Origin of the sequence: Yersinia sp. 2540 StPb PI, assembly GCF_052217165.1 — a bacterium.
Taxonomy (GTDB): domain Bacteria; phylum Pseudomonadota; class Gammaproteobacteria; order Enterobacterales; family Enterobacteriaceae; genus Yersinia; species Yersinia enterocolitica_E.
In genome coordinates, this window is the sequence record NZ_JAZGQC010000001.1 from 762,219 (window position 1) to 780,248 (window position 18,030).

An 18,030-nucleotide genomic window follows, 5' to 3' on the forward strand; every position below is an offset into this window, starting at 1 on the left:
TTGGCTGCTCTCGCTTACCCGAATCACTGACTTGAGTCAGCTCATCGGGATTCTCTCCCTTGCCGCCTTCCTGCCTCTTGAAATCTATTGGGTATCACGAGATGTTAATCAAAGTGTTTAAAAATATCACAATTGGGTGAGCATTAGCTAACTGGTCTGTACCACGTCTTGTGGATAGCTTTTGGCCCATGCCTCAAAACCACCATCAATGCTGTAAACCGCCTCAAAGCCCTGCTGGAGCAAATACTGCGCCGCCCCTTTGCTGCTATTGCCGTGGTAGCACATCACCATGACGGGCTGTTCAAAATCTGTTTGCTGCATAAAGGTATGCAGGCTGCTGTTGGTCAAATGGAACGCGATGGGGGCATGGCCCGCTTCATAACTCTGTGGATCGCGGATATCGACCAATACGGCGGTATTCTCTTTCAGGCGGCTATGAGCCTGCTCAACACTGATTGTTTCAAACTGTTCCATCTTGCTCTACCTTACAAAAATGCATTTAGAGAGAAAATGCCAAAACACGATTATAATCATTTTTTAGCTGATAAATACCAGACTAACTGTAATGTTATTTTTGTCTCTGATTCCAATTTAATATGTTGTTTCTTATAGAATTAATAAATTAAATCTATTGTTATTAATATAGGGCACAGGGTTGGTTTAAAATAAAGGCATTATCTATGCTTAACCGCTTATCAAGTGCACAATCTCAATCTCAGGCTACTGTTTATAGTGATAATATTAAGGTGGAGAAAAGGAATGCCAGTTTGAATGCTAATCAGAGATTAAAGTCATTGCGGGAATTCATTAAATATTTCAATGAAGTGGGGAGTTTGCAGTAAAAACGAAATGAAACAATTATATAGGCTATATAGTTGTACTTAACTTGTCTTTCAATCAGTAGGATGTTGCTCAATCCCCCAAAGATATTAAAGAGCTAACAGTTATAGCCAATAATATTATTAATATAAAAATATTATCGCCAAAGACCACTGACTGCAATAACATTGGTTTAATGTAAATTGCAGTACAGTGGTAACTTATTGCCATAACAATAAAAATAATCAAACATAACCCATCATCTGTAATAAACGCTGTGCCTGTTGTACGGCTTCCTGACGGTGAGCAACCCCCAGTTTTTGATATAAATTACGGATATGGGTTTTAATCGTAGTGGCCGCCACTTCCAGCTCACCGGCGATCTGTTCATTACTGTAGCCGGAGTAAATCAGCCCCAATACCTGCCATTCGCGCTGGGTTAGCGGGCTGGTACGGATCAGTTCTGGTACTTGCGGGTGAGTTAGCAGTTTATCGACAAATATCTCATCAAAATGGGCGAATTTATGCCGATGGTGCTGGTTAATATCCTTCAGTATTCGCTGAGCACGATGCTGTTCCAATTCCGGTAACGCGTTAAGTTGAATCAGTTGGCGCAACTGTTGTGCCATAGCTTCACCTTCAATCACGAAATGGCTGATAAAACCGGTGCGGTTAGCCAATGACAGTGATTCAATCAGCGCTTTCTGGGCCTCACTTTTACGTTCGGTTTGCCAGTAAAGGATATTACTTAACAACAGATTACGGTTAAGGTCACTGGTTAAACGAAGGCAGCGGGCATTTTCGTTCAGTTCGTCCAATACTACTTCGGCTTCATTAAAGCGCCCTAGCATGATCTGTATCCGCGCGATATTACGCCACTGCCCCTGTAAAAAGTGATTATCCGCCATCCCCGGTTTTTCTGCCTGGCGCAGCCAACTTGCGGCGGCGACTTTATCCCCGGTCATCTGCCAGTGAATAACCCGTGGCTTATCGGCATTGGTTATCCAGTCGAGATGATATTGGCTGCCGTGTTGCAGGGCCTCACAACGCTGAATATACATATTGGCGTTATCCAGGTCGCCACGCGCCAGTGAGCATTTTGCCAGCATCGCCAAACACTGCAATTGCTGTTGGGGTTGGTAATTGACCAGAATCTCAATACCTTTGCGTGCCGCTTCTTCCGCTTCATCCAACCGTGACCACGACCATAAAATTTGGGAGCGAATACGCAGCAGGAATTCATGCAACGGCAACTGCTCAAGATGTTGTTCATGAATTAAATCAAAGGCTTTATCTTGCGTTTCATAAGCGGCTTGCAAGAAACCTTGTGCAATCAGGATTTCACTCTGTTGTAGCAATGCCCATAAGGCATAGTGATAGGCTTCGTGGCGACGTGCCATTTGCTCGGTTTGCTGCATCATGGGCAGCGCACGGCTTAGCTCCCCTTTACAATGATGAACCTCACCAGTTACGGAGGTTGCCACAATACGGCTATAAAAGTTCGCCATCGGCAGATATTTCAGCGCATCAGTTGCCAGTTTTTCGGCTTCATCTGGCTTACCGTCATTGATAGCTACCTGAGCACGCAGGGCATCAAATTCAGCGCGTAAAATCTCATCAACAGGGATTTTGCGCTCTTGCATTGCCGATTCAGCGCGCTCGAGCAAGGTATTCACCTCACCATAACGGTGTTGGCTTTGCGCCAGCCAGGCTTGTAGCAGTGCCAGTTCTGGATTCTGCACCAATAAAGAGTAAGGCAGGGCGACCAGACATTGTTCCAGCAGCGCCAACTCACTGTGGTTAAACAGCGTCCAGGCATGTTGCAGCAAGATATCACGTAACATGCCAACATCACCTGCGGCCAATGCATGGTGGATTGCTTCAGCCGGGTAGCCCAGCGCCATCCAGCCTTCAGCGGCTGCGTGATGCAATTCCGGTAACTCCAACGCCAATTCCCACTGGCAGCGCTGGCGCAAGAAGGTGGCAAATAGCGGGTGGAAGCAGAACCATTCACCACTGTCATCCATACGATGAATAAATAACCCCTGGCGCTCCAACTCTTCCAGCCGTTGCTGACCGTTATCTTCCCCAGTCAGGCGCACAATCAGGGCATCATTCATGGAACGTAATACTGAGCAACGCAGCAGAAAAACGCGGGAATTGCTATCCACCTGATCTAATACTTCATCCACCAGATAGTCTGATAAATGGCTGGCATTTAACCCTGCCAGGCGTTTTGCCGATTTTTGCGCGGATGAGTTTGGCTGACGCGATGACAGTGCTATCAGTTGCAGCGCGGTGGCCCAGCCTTCAACTTCATCACACAAGCGGCTGCTATCACCTTGTTCCAGTGGCACTGACAGGCGGCAATCAAAAAATTGCTGTGCTTCCTGATGATTAAATGCCAGTTGCTGCATGCCTAATTCCAGCAACTGATCGCGCACCCGCAGGTTAGCAATTCCCAGCGGTGGCAAGGTGCGGGATAGCAGGATCAGCGTCATATTTTCCGGCTGGTGACGCAGAAAGAAGCGCACCGCTTCATGAACAGCGTCATTGGTAATCAGATGATAGTCATCGATGACCAGATAAAGCGGGCCATCCCAATCGGACAACTCGATAAATAATTGAGCAAACAGCGCTGAAAGGCTGGCGTTTTGATGCTTTTGGCTGAGAGCTTCACTTTTACTGCAATGGCCGCCAGTCGCCAACTGTACCGCAGCAATCAGATAAGAGGCGAAACGCTCTGGTTGATTGTCACTTTCATCCAGTGAATACCACCCGAGATTGGATTGGTCGGCAGCCCATTGGGCGATCAACGTGGTCTTACCATAACCGGCTGGGCAATTGATCAAAGTCAGGCGATAGTTTGCTACACCTGATAACTTAACCAATAGACGGTCGCGTATCACGGTATTTTGCAGCCGTACCGGGCGGCTCAGTTTTGAGGGGATCAGCATGCTGTGTCCGGTTTAACCAATATCCGGTGAGAAGACGTCCTGGCGAGTGATATGTCCATTTGTAATGAAATGTTACAGGCATTCATAAGAGTAATTATTTTTAGCCTCGTAATTAATCAGCACTGCTAAGGTCTGATAACGGCCATGTTATTGCAATAGAGTTAATGTTTCATATGGCTGTAAGTTGCACCGGATCACAATTTTAGCTACGCCCTGCGACTCATCCCCAGCTAATCCCCCGGCAGGATGATGCCCTTGTCAGTTCTCATTGGCAGGATAAGGGTAAAATTACCCCACTCACAGGATAGAGACTCCCTATGTCACAGCCTACGCTTAAAAAGGACGATTTCCTGGCCGCACTGACCCGCCAGTGGCAGCGCTTTGGCCTAACCTCCGCTCAGCAAATGACTCAACACCAATGGTGGGAAGCTGTCAGCGCGGCGTTAGCCGAACAATTGGCGGCTCAGCCTGCACCAGGTAAAACCCAAAAAGTCCAACGGCATGTTAACTACATTTCAATGGAGTTTTTGATTGGTCGTTTAACGGCAAACAACCTGATTAATCTGGGTTGGTATGATCAAGTGGAGGCATTGCTGGCCGAGCAGCAAATTAACCTGTGTGATTTGCTGGAGCAGGAGACTGACCCTGCATTGGGTAATGGCGGTCTTGGGCGTTTGGCGGCCTGTTTCCTTGATTCGATGGCAACCGTTGAGCAACCCGCCACCGGTTATGGTCTGAATTATCAATACGGTCTGTTCCGTCAATCTTTCAGTGAATGTAAACAACAGGAAGCCCCGGACAACTGGCAGCGCGAGAGTTATCCGTGGTTTCGCCATAATGCGGCGTTGGCGGTTGATGTCGGCTTTGCTGGCAAGTTAGAAAAACTCGCTGATGGCCACCAGGTGTGGCGTCCGGCCTTCACCTTACGCGGTGAAGCTTGGGATTTACCGGTGCTGGGTTTTCGCAATGGTGTAACACAGCCGTTGCGCCTGTGGCAGGCGACTCATCAACATCCATTTGATTTAACTAATTTTAATGATGGGAAGTTCCTGCTGGCAGAACAAAATGGCGTTGAAGCAGAAAAACTGACCAAAGTATTGTATCCAAACGATAACCATCTGGCCGGCAAACGTCTGCGCCTGATGCAGCAATACTTCCAATGCGCCTGCTCGGTGGCGGATATTTTACGTAAGCATCATCTGGCTGGTCGTAAACTGGCTGAATTGCCTGACTATGAAGTTATTCAACTGAATGATACCCACCCGACTATCGCTATTCCTGAAATGCTGCGAGTACTGCTGGATGAGCATCAGCTAAGCTGGGATGCGGCGTGGGCGATCACCAGCAAAACCTTCGCTTATACCAACCACACGTTGATGCCTGAAGCACTTGAATGTTGGGATGAAAAATTAGTGCGTAGTTTGTTGCCACGCCATTTTGTCATCATCAAGCAGATCAATGCGCAGTTTAAAAAGGTGGTGGATAAGCAATGGCCTGGGGATGAAGCGGTGTGGGCCAAGCTGGCGGTTCATCATAATAAGCAGGTGAGAATGGCCAATCTGTGTGTGGTCAGCGGCTTTGCCGTCAACGGCGTAGCGCAACTGCATTCTGATCTGGTTATCAAAGACTTATTCCCTGAATACTATCAATTATGGCCAAATAAATTCCATAATGTTACTAATGGTATTACGCCGCGCCGTTGGTTGAAGCAATGTAATCCGGCATTATCTGGCCTGATTGATGACACGCTGAAAGTGGAATGGGCGAATAATCTGGATGCATTAGCCGGGCTTGAGTCTTATGCCGAAGATAAGGCTTTTAGGGGCCGTTATCAGCAGATCAAATATGACAACAAAGTTAAGTTAGCTGAATACGTTAAGCGAACTATGGGGTTGGTGATTAATCCAGACGCCATCTTCGATGTGCAGATTAAGCGGTTGCATGAATATAAGCGTCAGCATTTGAATCTGTTACATATTCTGTCGCTCTACCGCCAGATCCGTGACAACCCGAATCTGGATATTGCGCCGCGTGTGTTCTTGTTTGGTGCCAAAGCTGCACCTGGTTATTATTTAGCTAAGAATATTATTTATGCGATCAATCAGGCCGCCGATAAGATCAACAATGATCCGATCGTCAAAGATCGCCTAAAAGTGGTCTTTATCCCCGATTATCGGGTTTCAGTCGCGGAATTGATGATTCCTGCGGCGGATGTATCGGAGCAGATTTCAACTGCCGGTAAAGAAGCCTCTGGCACTGGCAACATGAAACTGGCACTGAATGGTGCATTGACGGTGGGTACCCTTGATGGGGCTAACGTTGAAATTGCCGAGCAGGTGGGTGACGAGAATATCTTTATTTTCGGTAACACCGTGGAGCAGGTAAAAGCCATTTTGGCGAAAGGTTATAAGCCACAGAAGTATCTTAAAGCTGACGCGCACCTGAAAAGCATTCTGGATGAGCTGGCCAGTGGTGCGTTCAGCCAAGGTGATAAGCACGCATTTGACATGATGTTGCATAGCCTGTTGGAAGGGGGTGACCCTTATCTGGTATTGGCTGATTTTGCCTCATACTGTCAGGCACAGAAGCAAATTGATGCCCTGTACCGCGATAAGGATGAATGGACCCGCCGTACCATTCTTAACACTGCCCGGGTAGGGATGTTCAGTTCTGACCGTTCAATTCGTGATTACCAATCACGGATTTGGCAAGCCAAACGTTAAGGAGAAGACTGCATGGATCGTAAATCGCTCGATCAAGCAGCGACACTGGCAGGGATAGCCGCCAGCTACATTAATGCTCATGGTAAGCCGCAGGCTATTTTGCCGGAAACCAAGCAGCAGTTGTTGGCGGCCATGGGGCGCACCCAGGTGCCTCAGGACACCTCGACAGAAAATACACCACTACCGGTGGTGAAAGTATTTACTTTTGGTAGCCCAATGCAGTTACCAATGGCGGGTTCAGGCGATTATCACTGGCAATTGCAGACAGAAAAAGGTGAGTTGCACCAGGGGCGTATCAGTGCAAAAAAGACGCTGACATTGCCATCTTCTCTGCCGCAGGGTTATCACCGTTTGATTCTCGAACAAGGGTTACAGCAGTGGCAGTGTTCAATTATTGTGGCACCGAAACGTTGCTATGAGCCAGATGCGTTGCTGGCAGGGAAAAAGTTGTGGGGCGCTTGTGTACAGCTCTATACCCTGCGTTCCGAACGTAACTGGGGGATTGGTGATTTTGGTGATCTCAGCCAGATGTTGGAACAGGTGGGCGAGCGTGGTGGTGCCTTTATCGGTTTGAATCCGATTCATGCGCTGTATCCGGCTAATCCACAGAGTGCTAGCCCCTATAGCCCCTCTTCAAGACGCTGGCTGAATGTGGTTTATATCGACGTGAACCGCGTGGATGAGTTTCAGCACAGTGAAGCGGCGCAGCTCTGGTGGCATCAACCAGCAACACAACAGACGCTGGCTGAAATTCGGGCTAATGAGTGGGTTGATTATCCGCAGGTTATGCAACTGAAATTGATGGCGCTGCGTTTGGCCTTCCCGCTGTTTACTGCTCGTAAAGCAAAAGATGCGCGGATGCAGGCATTCCACCAGTTTGTGGAACAAGGCGGTCGTAGTCTGCATCAACAAGCAGCTTTTGATGCGCTACATGCTCATTTAAGTGCGCAAGACCCAATGATGTGGGGCTGGCCGGTGTGGCCAGAAAAATATCGTGATGGGCACAGCAGTGCTGTAGCTGATTTTTGCCGCGAATACGCGAGTGATGTGACCTTCTATCTATGGTTACAGTGGTTGGCCGCCACTCAGTTTGATAACTGTTTTCGCAACAGCCAGACACGAAAAATGCCGATTGGCTTGTACCGTGATTTAGCTGTTGGTGTGGCTGAAGGTGGCGCTGAAACCTGGTGTGACCGCGAGTTATATTGTCTGAAAGCCTCGGTAGGGGCTCCGCCTGATATTTTAGGGCCGCTGGGCCAGAACTGGGGGTTGCCACCAATGGACCCGCACGTCATGGTTGCGCGTGCCTACCAGCCTTTTATCGATTTGCTGCGCGCTAATATGACCAGTTGTGGCGCTCTGCGTATTGATCATGTGATGGCCTTATTGCGTCTGTGGTGGATTCCCTACGGGCAGACTGCCGCCCAGGGGGCTTATGTTAAATATCCGGTCGATGATCTATTGGCGATATTGGCGCTGGAAAGTCAGCGTCATCACTGCATGGTGATTGGCGAGGATTTAGGCACGGTACCGGTAGAAATTGTGGCTAAGCTGCGTGACAGCGGGGTGTATTCCTACAAGGTGCTCTATTTTGAGCATGACAGTGAGAATACCTTCCGTGCGCCACAATCTTATCCGGCACAGGCGATGGCTACCATTACGACCCATGACTTGCCGACCTTACGGGGCTATTGGCAAAGTGACGATCTGACGTTGGGGAATAAGCTGGGGTTATATCCAGACCAACAGATATTGAAGCAGCTTTATCTTGATCGGGAACGGGCCAAGCAAGGATTATTGGAAGGGTTACATCACTATGACTGTGTGCCAAAGAAGGTAGGCCATAAAGCGTCACTCCTCTCGATGAGCCCGGTCCTTAACCGAGGATTACAGCGTTATGTTGCCGACAGCGCCAGCGCATTACTGGGTTTGCAACCGGAAGATTGGTTGGATATGGCGACACCGGTAAATATTCCCGGAACCAGTGAGGAATATCCGAACTGGCGGCGTAAATTGACCTCGAGCTTGGAAGAGATGTTTGCTGACAGCCAGGTTAATCGTTTATTGAAGGATTTGGATAAGCGGCGCAAGAATGTGTCGGCGGGATGATAAGGGGAGGGAATCTCTCAGTAGGCTGCCAATAAAGTGCTCGTGGCGCAGAGAACAGGCAGATCGTAAAGACGCCGTCAATACGTCGATGTAGGCTCATGCCGCGCCATCCCTGGCGCGGACGCTTTACTCTTCTGCCTATCCTCACCGCTCCAGATTGAGTCATCTGGTTTTGTCAGCATTAAGAACAATATTATTCATTGGTGTTACAGCAAGGCAGCAAGCGAACACCGCTGTAGCACCAAGGGCGCAGGACAATGAGTAATAGCAATACTCAATTATTAGCCAAAGTTATTAGCCAAAGTCATTGGTGTTACAGCAAGGCAGCAAGCGAACAAGTCCCGATGAGCTGACATCAGTCAGTGATTCGGGTGAGAGAGCGAAGCTAACACCGCTGTAGCACCAAGGGCGCAGGATAATGAGTAATAGCAATGCTCAATTATTAGCCAAAGTTATTAGCCAAAGTCATTGGTGTTACAGCAAGGCAGCAAGCGAACAAATCCCGATGAGCTGACATTAGTCAGTGATTCGGGTGAGAGAGCGAAGCTAACACCGCTGTAGCACCAAGGGCGCAGGATAATTAGTAATAGGAATGCTCGCCGCGCTGATGCTCGGTCAAATCCCTCACGCCTTTCAATTCTGGGAATTTCTGCAACAGCTCTTTTTCGATGCCTTCTTTCAGTGTGACATCAACCATAGAACACCCGTTACAGCCACCGCCGAATTGCAGGATAGCCAATGCATCTGGTGTGATTTCCATCAATGTTACACGGCCACCATGCCCGGCCAGTTGCGGGTTAATCTGCGATTGCAGAACATATTCAACCCGCTCCATCAATGGTGCAGTATCATCAACTTTACGCATTTTGGCATTAGGCGCTTTCAGGGTAAGTTGAGAGCCTAGTTGGTCAGTGACGAAGTCGATTTCAGCGTCGTCCAAATAAGGCTTACTCATTTCATCAACATAGGCAGATAACTGCTCAAATTTCAGTACAGTATCTGTTGCTTCGACCGCATCCGGTGGGCAGTAAGACACGCCGCATTCAGCGGTGGGTGTTCCGGGGTTGATAACAAATACCCGGATTTGGGTGCCTTCTTCTTGATTTGCCAACAGTTTGGCAAAATGAGATTGTGCTGCGTCTGTTATTGTGATCATGGCATCTGCTCAATAGTTGACTATTCTTGTCGGTTATAATACGCCCATTGCTGGGGTGACTACAAGGTTCGGCAGATACACCACACCTGTAATGAGGCAATCCCCTCGGACCAGAGTAGATCGGCAATCTCATTCAGTGTACTGCCCGTTGTTACGACATCATCCAGCAGAGCAATATGTTGGCCGCGAAGAGACTGTGTACAACGAAATATCCCCCGCATATTTTTACGTCGCGCGGTAGCGTTCAATCGCTGCTGCGGTGGTGTAGCCCGTACTCGCTGTAACGTCATATTACTGTAGTGGCAGCCAAGCCAGTGTGCCAATGGCCGTGCTAACAGGTCTGTTTGGTTATAGCCGCGCCGCCAACAGCGCCTGCGGTGTAAAGGCACACTAATGACTCTTTCTGGCCTGATAACCTTACCCTGACGGTAGGCATCAAGCCAGCGTAACAATAATAAACGGGCCAGTACCGGAGCCAACGGTGTGACGCCGTTAAATTTGAACTTTTTTATCAGCCCGTTCAAGGGCGGAATATAATCACTGACAAAGGTCATACTCGCCCAGCGGGGTGGTGCGTTAAGGCAGCGGCCACAAGGTAACGCCGGGTTAGTGCAGGGCAAGCCGCAGCGAGGGCAACAGGGCGGTAATTTAGGTAAATGCTGGTTGCAATAACAACAAATGCCATGCCTGGGATGATATAACCGCTGCCGGCATAGCCAACACTGGCTGACGATTGTTAGCATGTTTATCTTCCTTGATAAGTGATGTATGACGCGGCTAAGGCAACAGGATATTAACGTATGAAACAACTGTATTGGAACACCTGCGGTGAAGGTGATTGCGATCTTGTGCTGCTGCACGGATGGGGGCTGAACGCCGAAGTCTGGCATTGCATAATTGATAGACTCGCGCCGCATTTTCGTCTGCATTTGGTGGACCTCCCCGGTTATGGGCGCAGCAAAGATTTTGGTGCGATGCCACTGTCTGATATGGCGGCAATTGTCTTACAACAAGCACCACCGCGCGCCTTGTGGCTCGGTTGGTCGATGGGCGGGCTGGTGGCCAGTCAGATAGCCTTGACTCAGCCAGAGCGCGTGCGTGGGCTAATAACTGTCTCCTCCTCGCCATGTTTTACTGCGCATGATGAATGGCCGGGGATTCGGCCGGAAGTCTTGGCCGGTTTCCAGCAACAGTTAAGTGAGGATTTTCAGCGTACCGTTGAGCGTTTTCTGGCATTGCAAACTTTGGGGACGGAAAGTGCACGACAGGATGCCCGTTTATTGAAAGCGGTGGTGCTACAACACCAGATGCCAGAGGTGGAGGTGTTAATCGGCGGGCTAGACATTCTGCGTACTGCCGATTTACGACCCGCACTGGCCAAATGCACTCTACCTTTGTTGCGCATTTATGGTTATCTGGATGGGCTGGTGCCGCGCAAAGTGGCTTCGTTATTAGATAGTGCCTGGCCGCAGAGTCAATCGGTGGTGATGAAGGGAGCAGCTCATGCCCCTTTTGTTTCTCATCCTGATGATTTTTCAAAATTACTTATCGATTTTTCAGCACATGTTGACGCTAAAATCACACTGGAATAGCTAACTGCCACAGATTTAAGGCCTTAGCACATAGAGATGAATGGAATTTAATGTGTAATTTAATGGCTAAATATTAAATCTGCTTAATAATTAAGAAGGTTCAAATTGGCGCATCCCCGCGCACTGGCATGGGGAGAGCCTTTTCTTTAGAGGTGTGGGCGGCCACTGCGCGTGGCGTCACATCAGCCAACTGTCTTTAATTAAATCAATTCATCTCTGTTTTTCTTACTGTTTTTATACGCATTAATCCTTCATTTGCGAGGTATTCGGTATGAATTTATTGAAAAATCTGGCTGTAGCTCTGGTCGTTACGGGGGTTTCTTTTGGCGCGATGGCGGCGAAAGAAATTACTAAAGAAGAAGCGAAGAATTACGAGAAGATTGGCACCATTACCACGTCGGGTCAGGCAACATCGCCGATGGATGTGAAAGAAGAGCTGTCGAAAATGGCGGATGAGAAAGGCGGTAAGTATTATGTGATCATCGCCGAGCGTGAAAAGAAGAAATTTGACGCTGATGCCGATGTTTATAAGTAATAAAAAGGCAGAGATGCCCATCGGGCATCTCTTTTTGTGACTTAATGATGATTTTTTATTTTATAAATCACAGTGTTACATTTATTTTTCCCTTCAGGGCAGCTCTTGCAACTGCCCGTCAGGCACCCACTATTATCTTGCTCAATGCGCTCAACCTTGCCCATTGCCGTCAGTCTTTCCAGCATGGCCTCAACCAGGGGTAAAGGTGTTGCCAATTGCTGGCTTAGCTGACTCGCTGCCACACTACCACTGAGTGCGATAGCATCGCGTAATTGGAGTAGGCTCGCCATCATGCCTCCTGTTGTAACAAAAGCGGTTTGTTAATGACAATCATTGCTTGCACTCTGACAACAGCTCGCAGGTTTACTGTTTTGCAATCTGACAGTTACCCGGCTCCGCGCGCGGCGCAATCCAAACAAGATCAACGCATTAATCACCATAACCACCGCAATAATCATTAGGCTTTGTTGCGGGTGCTGGTGAAACGTGGCGGCTTGGTAGAACAGGGTTGCCAGTGAGTAGGCCACATTTAACCCCCACAGTATTGAGAAGGTCATCCAGCCGCGGCTGGTTTCCCGAGCGATAGCCCCCATGACTGAGACGCAGGGCACATAGAGCAACACAAATATCAGGTAGCTATAGGCAGCAATACTGGAACCGAATTTACTGCTCATCATGCCCATGGAACCGGCCGCCATTTCACCATCACCTTTGCTGGCTTCAATGGGATTGGATAACATGCTAAGGCTAAAAGTATCTTTTAAGCCCTGCCAGGTGGTTTTAACCGCCCCGACCAATTCGCCCGGTAAGTTGAAGCTCTCGGCATCAAAGGGTTCATTCTTAATCTGCTCTGCGGTATAGAGGGTATTAAGTGTCCCTACCACCACTTCTTTTGCCATGGCGCCGGTCACTAACCCCACGGTTGCCTGCCAGTTATCGCCATGAACACCCATGGGTGCCAGCAGTGGCGTCAGCACTTTACTGACTGAGGCCAGTGCTGAGTCATTGATGCTATCTACCGGTTTGCCACTGAAAGAGAAGCTGTTCAGGCCGCCGATGAAGATACTGGCAATGACAATCACTTTCCCGGCGCGCAGGACAAAACCTTTTAACCGTTGCCAGGTTTGCAATAACAAACTCTTTAGATGGGGCACATGATAAACCGGCAGTTCCATCACAAAGGGTGAGGCTTCGCCACGCATAATGGTGTATTTCAGCACCAGCCCAGTGAGGATGGCGACCGCGATACCCAATAGATAAAGAGAGAAAACGATACTGGCCCCGTCCTGACCGAAGAATGCCGCCGCGAAGACGGCAAAAATCGCCAGCCGTGCGCCACAGGACATAAAGGGTGCCATCATGATGGTTATCAGGCGTTCGCGTTGCGCATCCAGTGTTCGTGCACCCATGATCGAGGGCACATTACAGCCGAAACCGACAATCAGCGGTACGAAGGATTTACCCGGTAACCCCAGCGCCTGCATCAGCCGGTCCATAACAAATGCGGCTCGGGCCATATAACCGGAGTCTTCCAAAAAGGAGAGAAACAGGTACATCATGCCAATTTGTGGCACCAACGGCAGCACGGTATTAATCCCGCCCCCCACGCCTTGAGCGAGGAAGATGGTCAACCACTGTGGGAAATGCAGCGTATAACCCACCCATTGCAACCCCTGAATAAAGATAGCCGCAGAGCCGATATCAAATATGGGCTGCAACGCCCCACCGATATTGATGGCTAAGACAAACATTAAATACATGACAAACAGAAAGATCGGGACACCTAACCAGCGATTAAGGATCACTTTATCAAGCGCTTGTGTCAGGCGGTTCGGTTCCGCTTGTTGCGAGTTACCGACTACATCACAGATGCGGGCAATACTTTGATAGCGGGCATCGGCTATCACCAGCTCGGGATCTTCGTGTTGGCTTGCTCGCAGATTTTCACGCGCTAGCGCCACGATTGAGGGCGCTATGCCTGCACGTGCCAGACTATAGATATCACCTTCCAATATTTGCAGTGCCAGCCAACGGCGCTGCTGTACCGGCCAGGACTCAGGCATGGCCTCTACCAACTTATCTACTTCACTGAGTAGCACTGGTGGGTAGTTAACCAAAGCCTTAAAGGGAATCGGCTGAAGTTCATCAATACTGCTTTTTAATTCATTGATACCCTGCCCGCGAGTGGAGACCAGCGGAATAACCGGGCAACCTAACTGCTGAGATAATGCCTTGATATCAATATCGATATGTTGGCTTTTGGCAATATCCAACATATTGAGCGCCACAATACAGGGAATACCCAATTCAACCAGTTGCAGTGTCAGGTAGAGATTGCGCTCCAGATTCACCGCATCAATGACATTAATCAGCAGGTCAGCTTCACCACTTAGAATGTAGTGACAAGCAATTTGCTCATCCAGCGAGGTTTGCTCAGAAATGGTGGTCAGGGAGTAGGTTCCCGGCAGGTCAACCAATGTCACTTGATGTTGCGTGGTAGTGAAATGGCCTTCTTTGCGCTCCACCGTAACCCCGGCCCAGTTCCCCACCCGTTGGCGGGCACCGGTTAACTGATTAAAAAGGGTGGTTTTACCTGCATTGGGATTGCCGATCAGGCCGATTGTGAGTGCTTTCATGATCCAACGTGATATTAGTAAATTAAAATCAGACTACGCAGGGGGGCTTTGACACGCAGCCCGGCAGCCAAAATAGGATGTTGACCCGCAATATTAGGGTTGCAAGTCCAGCGTTAGCAGGTCTAAGTCTTTTTTCCGTAGCACCAGACTGACGCGGCGGGTCTCTATCTGAATGGGGTCACCTAATGGCGCGAGGCGGACAACATTAAACGAAGAGCCGGGCAGCATACCCAGTGACAATAATTTCTGCCGGTAAGCCGGGCTGATTTCAGGCGAGAAACCAACAATTTTATAGGAACGCTGCGGGATAAGGTGCATAGGTGCCTCTTGTTATTACGTTATTGGCATACCAAAATTCAGAGTGATACGACTCTAAAAGGTAACAGATAAAATAATAATAGTAAGAATCGTTTTCATATTCAACTAAGGCGAAATACTCAAAAGTAAGTATTCGTTACTATTTCATTTTTATATACCCGTCATACTTCAAGTTGCCTGTGTGTTGGCTACGCTCACTAACCCGAATCAGTTACTCATGTAAGCTCATCGGGATTATCTCGCTTGCCGCCTTCCTGCAACTCGAATTATTTAGGGTATAATTAATGAGTCTGATTTTTATTTATGCTTGTTTTACCATCAAATTAACATGATCGCAAATGAAAATAATGAGTTAAATCAGTTAACTGAATGTTTCTATTATGTCCTGTTAGGGCAGTAAAATACCGATTGTTAACATAATCAATTCACTCACATTTTAATAAAATAACATTCGGATTTTAATTAACTCGCAGAATGTCTTCATAATTATTTATAAATTAGAGTGAATAATTGACGAAATTAACCCTCATGTTAAATAGATTGTTAAATTAACGCCGATTTAATCATGATGTAAACGTCATTTCGCAGCAGAAAAGAATCGCGTGCTAATTAATTTAAAAGATAAACCTTCAGCTTTATAGAAGAAAAGGATATGAGAGGAAATATTAAAGATGTCGCGATAATTTGAAACAAAAACGTAAATGAAAAAAGGGCCACCAACGTGGCCCTAAGTAGAGATATCAGCGTTTTTTAAATGCCGCCGCCAGTGCATCACTCATGGCACTGTTGCTACCAGAATTACTGTCTGCCCGGCCCTTGGCTGCTGGGCGACTGTTCGAATCATTGCTGTTACGAGGCTGGCTGGCACCACGATTGTCATTACGGCCCTTGGCGCTGCTATTCGCACTATTAGCGCCATTGTTACCACGACGCGAGCCGCCTTCACCAGGCTGTTCATCAAGGCGCATGGTCAGGGCAATGCGCTTGCGTTGCAAATCCACTTCCATGACTTTCACTTTGACGATATCCCCGGCTTTCACCACCTTATGTGGGTCATCGACAAACTTATCCGCCAGTGATGAAATATGTACCAAACCATCCTGATGAACACCAATATCAACAAAGGCACCAAAGTTGGTCACGTTAGTGACCGAGCCTTCGAGGATCATGCCCGGAGTCAGGTCATTGAGTGTCTCTACACCTTCAGCGAAGGTTGCGGTTTTGAACTCAGGGCGTGGGTCACGGCCTGGCTTTTCTAACTCGCGTAGGATATCGGTGACCGTCGGGACACCAAATTGCTCGGTGGTGAAATCACGCGCATTAAGATTACGCAGCGCGGTAGCATTACCCATTAGGTCCTGCAATGCCTGTTCAGTTGCAGCCAAAATGCGCTCAACAATCGGGTAGGCTTCTGGATGCACGGTTGATGCGTCCAGCGGGTTATTGCCATGATTGATACGCAGGAAGCCGGCACACTGCTCGAAGGCTTTCGGCCCGAGGCGGCTGACTTTGAGCAATTGCTCACGGTTATGGAAGCGGCCATTCTCATCACGCCAGCTAACAATGTTTTGCGCCATCATGCGGGTTAAACCCGCAACCCGGGTCAGTAACGGCACTGACGCGGTGTTTAAATCCACACCCACGGCGTTTACGCAGTCTTCCACTACCGCATCCAGCTTTTTCGCCAGTTGGCTTTGGCTAACATCATGTTGATACTGGCCGACCCCGATAGATTTTGGGTCAATTTTTACCAGTTCAGCCAGTGGGTCTTGTAACCGCCGGGCAATAGACACTGCACCACGGATGGAGACATCCAGATCTGGGAACTCCAGCGCCGCCAACTCAGAGGCGGAGTAAACCGAGGCCCCTGCTTCGCTGACAATCACTTTTTGCGCGGTGACCGCCGGATACTGTTGCTGTAGCTCGACAAAGAAACGCTCGGTTTCCCGCGATGCGGTACCATTCCCGATAGCCACCAGTTCAACCTGATGCTTGATGCACAGGGCGGCCACCACGGCGGCGGCTTTAGCAGCCTGCCCGGTATGAGGGTAGATGGTATCAAAGGCAACCAGCTTGCCGGTAGCGTCCACTATCGCCACTTTCACCCCAGTCCGCAGGCCCGGATCAAGGCCCATGGTGGCGCGCATGCCGGCAGGGGCTGCCATCAACAGATCTTGCATGTTACGGGCGAATACGTTGATTGCTTCATCTTCGGCTCGTTCGCGCAGGGTGCTCATCAGCTCGGTTTCCAGATGCATCAGCACTTTGATACGCCAGGTCCAGTTGACCACCGCTTTGCGCCAACCGTCTGCTGGCGCATTATTCAGCCGCAGGTCGAGATGGTTAATAATTATCTGCTCGCCCTGACTTTCGCGCGGCGGTTCGTCAAACTGCGGATCAGGATTCAGTGCCAGTTGTAACACGCCTTCGTTGCGGCCACGGAACATAGCCAGTGCGCGATGAGAAGGGACATGGGCGATAGGTTCGTGGCTGCCAAAGTAATCGCGGAATTTAGCCCCTTCCAGCTCCTTACCTTCCACCACTTTTGACACTAAATGGGCATTTTTCCACAAGTACTGGCGCACTTTCGCCAGTAGGGTTGCATCTTCTGCAAAGCGCTCCATCAGGATATAGCGTGCACCATCCAGTGCCGCTTTCGTATCTACAACACCTTTATCGGCATCAACATAAGCGAGAGCAACCTGTTCTGGCTCTTGCTGTGGGTCATGCCATAAACTGTCCGCCAATGGCTCCAGACCGGCTTCAATCGCAATCTGACCACGGGTGCGGCGCTTCGGTTTATAAGGGAGATATAAATCTTCAAGCTCAGTTTTACTCATGGTGCCATTGATGGCACCGGCCAATTGCTCAGTGAGCTTGCCCTGATCTTCAATTGATTTAAGAATGGTTTGGCGGCGCTCTTCGAGTTCACGCAGATAGCCCAAACGACTTTCCAACTGGCGCAACTGGGTATCATCCAACCCGCCGGTAACTTCCTTACGATACCGCGAAATAAACGGCACGGTATTACCTTCATCAAGCAGGCGGATAGCAGAGATAACTTGCTCCGGCCGCGCCTGTAGTTCGCTTGCAATAATGCTGCTCAGTTGTTCATTCATAAGTCTGATGTCAAGTCTGATAGTGAGTAGGAAAAATGGCAGAAGATAGTTATACGGATTGCCCGG

The 18,030-nt window shown here is 48.9% G+C and carries 12 protein-coding genes and 1 pseudogene; 4 read left to right on the top strand and 9 right to left on the bottom strand.

Annotation, left to right across the window (positions count from 1 at the left end; translation table 11 throughout):
* Positions 1-147 precede the first annotated feature (147 nt).
* Both glpE and malT read right to left on the bottom strand, forming a co-directional pair.
* Entirely contained in the window at positions 148-474 is a 327-nt protein-coding gene (gene glpE, locus V1956_RS03325) for a thiosulfate sulfurtransferase GlpE (protein WP_372560307.1), read from the bottom strand.
* A 590-nt stretch (positions 475-1,064) separates the two neighbouring features.
* Complete coding sequence (malT, locus tag V1956_RS03330) at positions 1,065-3,776, bottom strand: HTH-type transcriptional regulator MalT (RefSeq protein WP_442824806.1); 2,712 nt, start codon at positions 3,774-3,776, stop codon at positions 1,065-1,067.
* A 317-nt stretch (positions 3,777-4,093) separates the two neighbouring features.
* Here malT and malP point away from each other — a divergent pair, with 317 nt between their 5' ends.
* The gene (gene malP / locus V1956_RS03335) at positions 4,094-6,499 is read left to right on the top strand and encodes a maltodextrin phosphorylase (RefSeq protein WP_420075127.1); all 2,406 of its coding nucleotides are present in this window, start codon (positions 4,094-4,096) and stop codon (positions 6,497-6,499) included.
* Between the two features lie 12 nt (positions 6,500-6,511).
* A complete protein-coding gene (malQ, locus tag V1956_RS03340; protein ID WP_420072058.1) occupies positions 6,512-8,608 on the top strand; it encodes a 4-alpha-glucanotransferase in 2,097 nt (698 codons plus the stop codon).
* Between the two features lie 21 nt (positions 8,609-8,629).
* On the opposite strand, the pseudogene V1956_RS03345 reads toward malQ, so the two are convergent.
* From V1956_RS03345 to gntX, 3 genes and pseudogenes are all read right to left on the bottom strand, one after another.
* Positions 8,630-8,698 (bottom strand): annotated as a pseudogene (locus V1956_RS03345) (gluconate 5-dehydrogenase); the annotation flags it as partial.
* A 490-nt stretch (positions 8,699-9,188) separates the two neighbouring features.
* Positions 9,189-9,764, bottom strand: coding sequence for a Fe-S biogenesis protein NfuA (nfuA, locus tag V1956_RS03350; protein ID WP_083161247.1), 576 nt, complete (start codon positions 9,762-9,764; stop codon positions 9,189-9,191).
* A gap of 59 nt (positions 9,765-9,823) precedes the next feature.
* Positions 9,824-10,507, bottom strand: coding sequence for a DNA utilization protein GntX (gene gntX, locus V1956_RS03355; protein ID WP_442824807.1), 684 nt, complete (start codon positions 10,505-10,507; stop codon positions 9,824-9,826).
* A 57-nt stretch (positions 10,508-10,564) separates the two neighbouring features.
* Between gntX and bioH the strand changes: the two genes are divergently transcribed.
* On the top strand, positions 10,565-11,356 hold the full coding sequence (gene bioH, locus V1956_RS03360) for a pimeloyl-ACP methyl ester esterase BioH (RefSeq protein WP_442824808.1): 792 nt from the start codon (positions 10,565-10,567) through the stop codon (positions 11,354-11,356).
* Positions 11,357-11,627: 271 nt separating this feature from the next.
* Positions 11,628-11,891 (top strand): YdgH/BhsA/McbA-like domain containing protein, encoded by a 264-nt coding sequence (locus tag V1956_RS03365; protein ID WP_083161242.1) that lies wholly within the window; start codon positions 11,628-11,630, stop codon positions 11,889-11,891.
* 41 nt (positions 11,892-11,932) lie between these two features.
* On the opposite strand, the gene V1956_RS03370 is transcribed toward V1956_RS03365, so the two are convergent.
* The 4 genes from V1956_RS03370 to V1956_RS03385 all read right to left on the bottom strand — a co-directional run bounded on the left by V1956_RS03370 (position 11,933) and on the right by V1956_RS03385 (position 17,964).
* Complete coding sequence (locus V1956_RS03370; RefSeq protein ID WP_442824809.1) at positions 11,933-12,181, bottom strand: FeoC-like transcriptional regulator; 249 nt, start codon at positions 12,179-12,181, stop codon at positions 11,933-11,935.
* A 30-nt stretch (positions 12,182-12,211) separates the two neighbouring features.
* The gene (gene feoB, locus V1956_RS03375; protein WP_442824810.1) at positions 12,212-14,527 is read right to left on the bottom strand and encodes a Fe(2+) transporter permease subunit FeoB; all 2,316 of its coding nucleotides are present in this window, start codon (positions 14,525-14,527) and stop codon (positions 12,212-12,214) included.
* A gap of 93 nt (positions 14,528-14,620) precedes the next feature.
* Positions 14,621-14,845, bottom strand: coding sequence for a ferrous iron transporter A (gene feoA, locus V1956_RS03380; protein WP_005186094.1), 225 nt, complete (start codon positions 14,843-14,845; stop codon positions 14,621-14,623).
* Positions 14,846-15,585: 740 nt separating this feature from the next.
* The gene (locus V1956_RS03385; protein ID WP_442824811.1) at positions 15,586-17,964 is read right to left on the bottom strand and encodes a Tex family protein; all 2,379 of its coding nucleotides are present in this window, start codon (positions 17,962-17,964) and stop codon (positions 15,586-15,588) included.
* Positions 17,965-18,030: the final 66 nt, after the last annotated feature.

Bases quoted from the DNA above. Each gene is read 5' to 3' on its own strand.
- nfuA (WP_083161247.1), bottom strand. From the start codon at position 9,764: ATGATCACAATAACAGACGCAGCACAATCTCATTTTGCCAAACTGTTG.
- malP (WP_420075127.1), top strand. From the start codon at position 4,094: ATGTCACAGCCTACGCTTAAAAAGGACGATTTCCTGGCCGCACTGACC.
- glpE (WP_372560307.1), bottom strand. From the start codon at position 474: ATGGAACAGTTTGAAACAATCAGTGTTGAGCAGGCTCATAGCCGCCTG.
- bioH (WP_442824808.1), top strand. From the start codon at position 10,565: ATGAAACAACTGTATTGGAACACCTGCGGTGAAGGTGATTGCGATCTT.
- malQ (WP_420072058.1), top strand. From the start codon at position 6,512: ATGGATCGTAAATCGCTCGATCAAGCAGCGACACTGGCAGGGATAGCC.
- feoB (WP_442824810.1), bottom strand. From the start codon at position 14,527: ATGAAAGCACTCACAATCGGCCTGATCGGCAATCCCAATGCAGGTAAA.
- V1956_RS03385 (WP_442824811.1), bottom strand. From the start codon at position 17,964: ATGAATGAACAACTGAGCAGCATTATTGCAAGCGAACTACAGGCGCGG.
- V1956_RS03365 (WP_083161242.1), top strand. From the start codon at position 11,628: ATGAATTTATTGAAAAATCTGGCTGTAGCTCTGGTCGTTACGGGGGTT.
- feoA (WP_005186094.1), bottom strand. From the start codon at position 14,845: ATGCACCTTATCCCGCAGCGTTCCTATAAAATTGTTGGTTTCTCGCCT.
- malT (WP_442824806.1), bottom strand. From the start codon at position 3,776: ATGCTGATCCCCTCAAAACTGAGCCGCCCGGTACGGCTGCAAAATACC.
- V1956_RS03370 (WP_442824809.1), bottom strand. From the start codon at position 12,181: ATGGCGAGCCTACTCCAATTACGCGATGCTATCGCACTCAGTGGTAGT.
- gntX (WP_442824807.1), bottom strand. From the start codon at position 10,507: ATGCTAACAATCGTCAGCCAGTGTTGGCTATGCCGGCAGCGGTTATAT.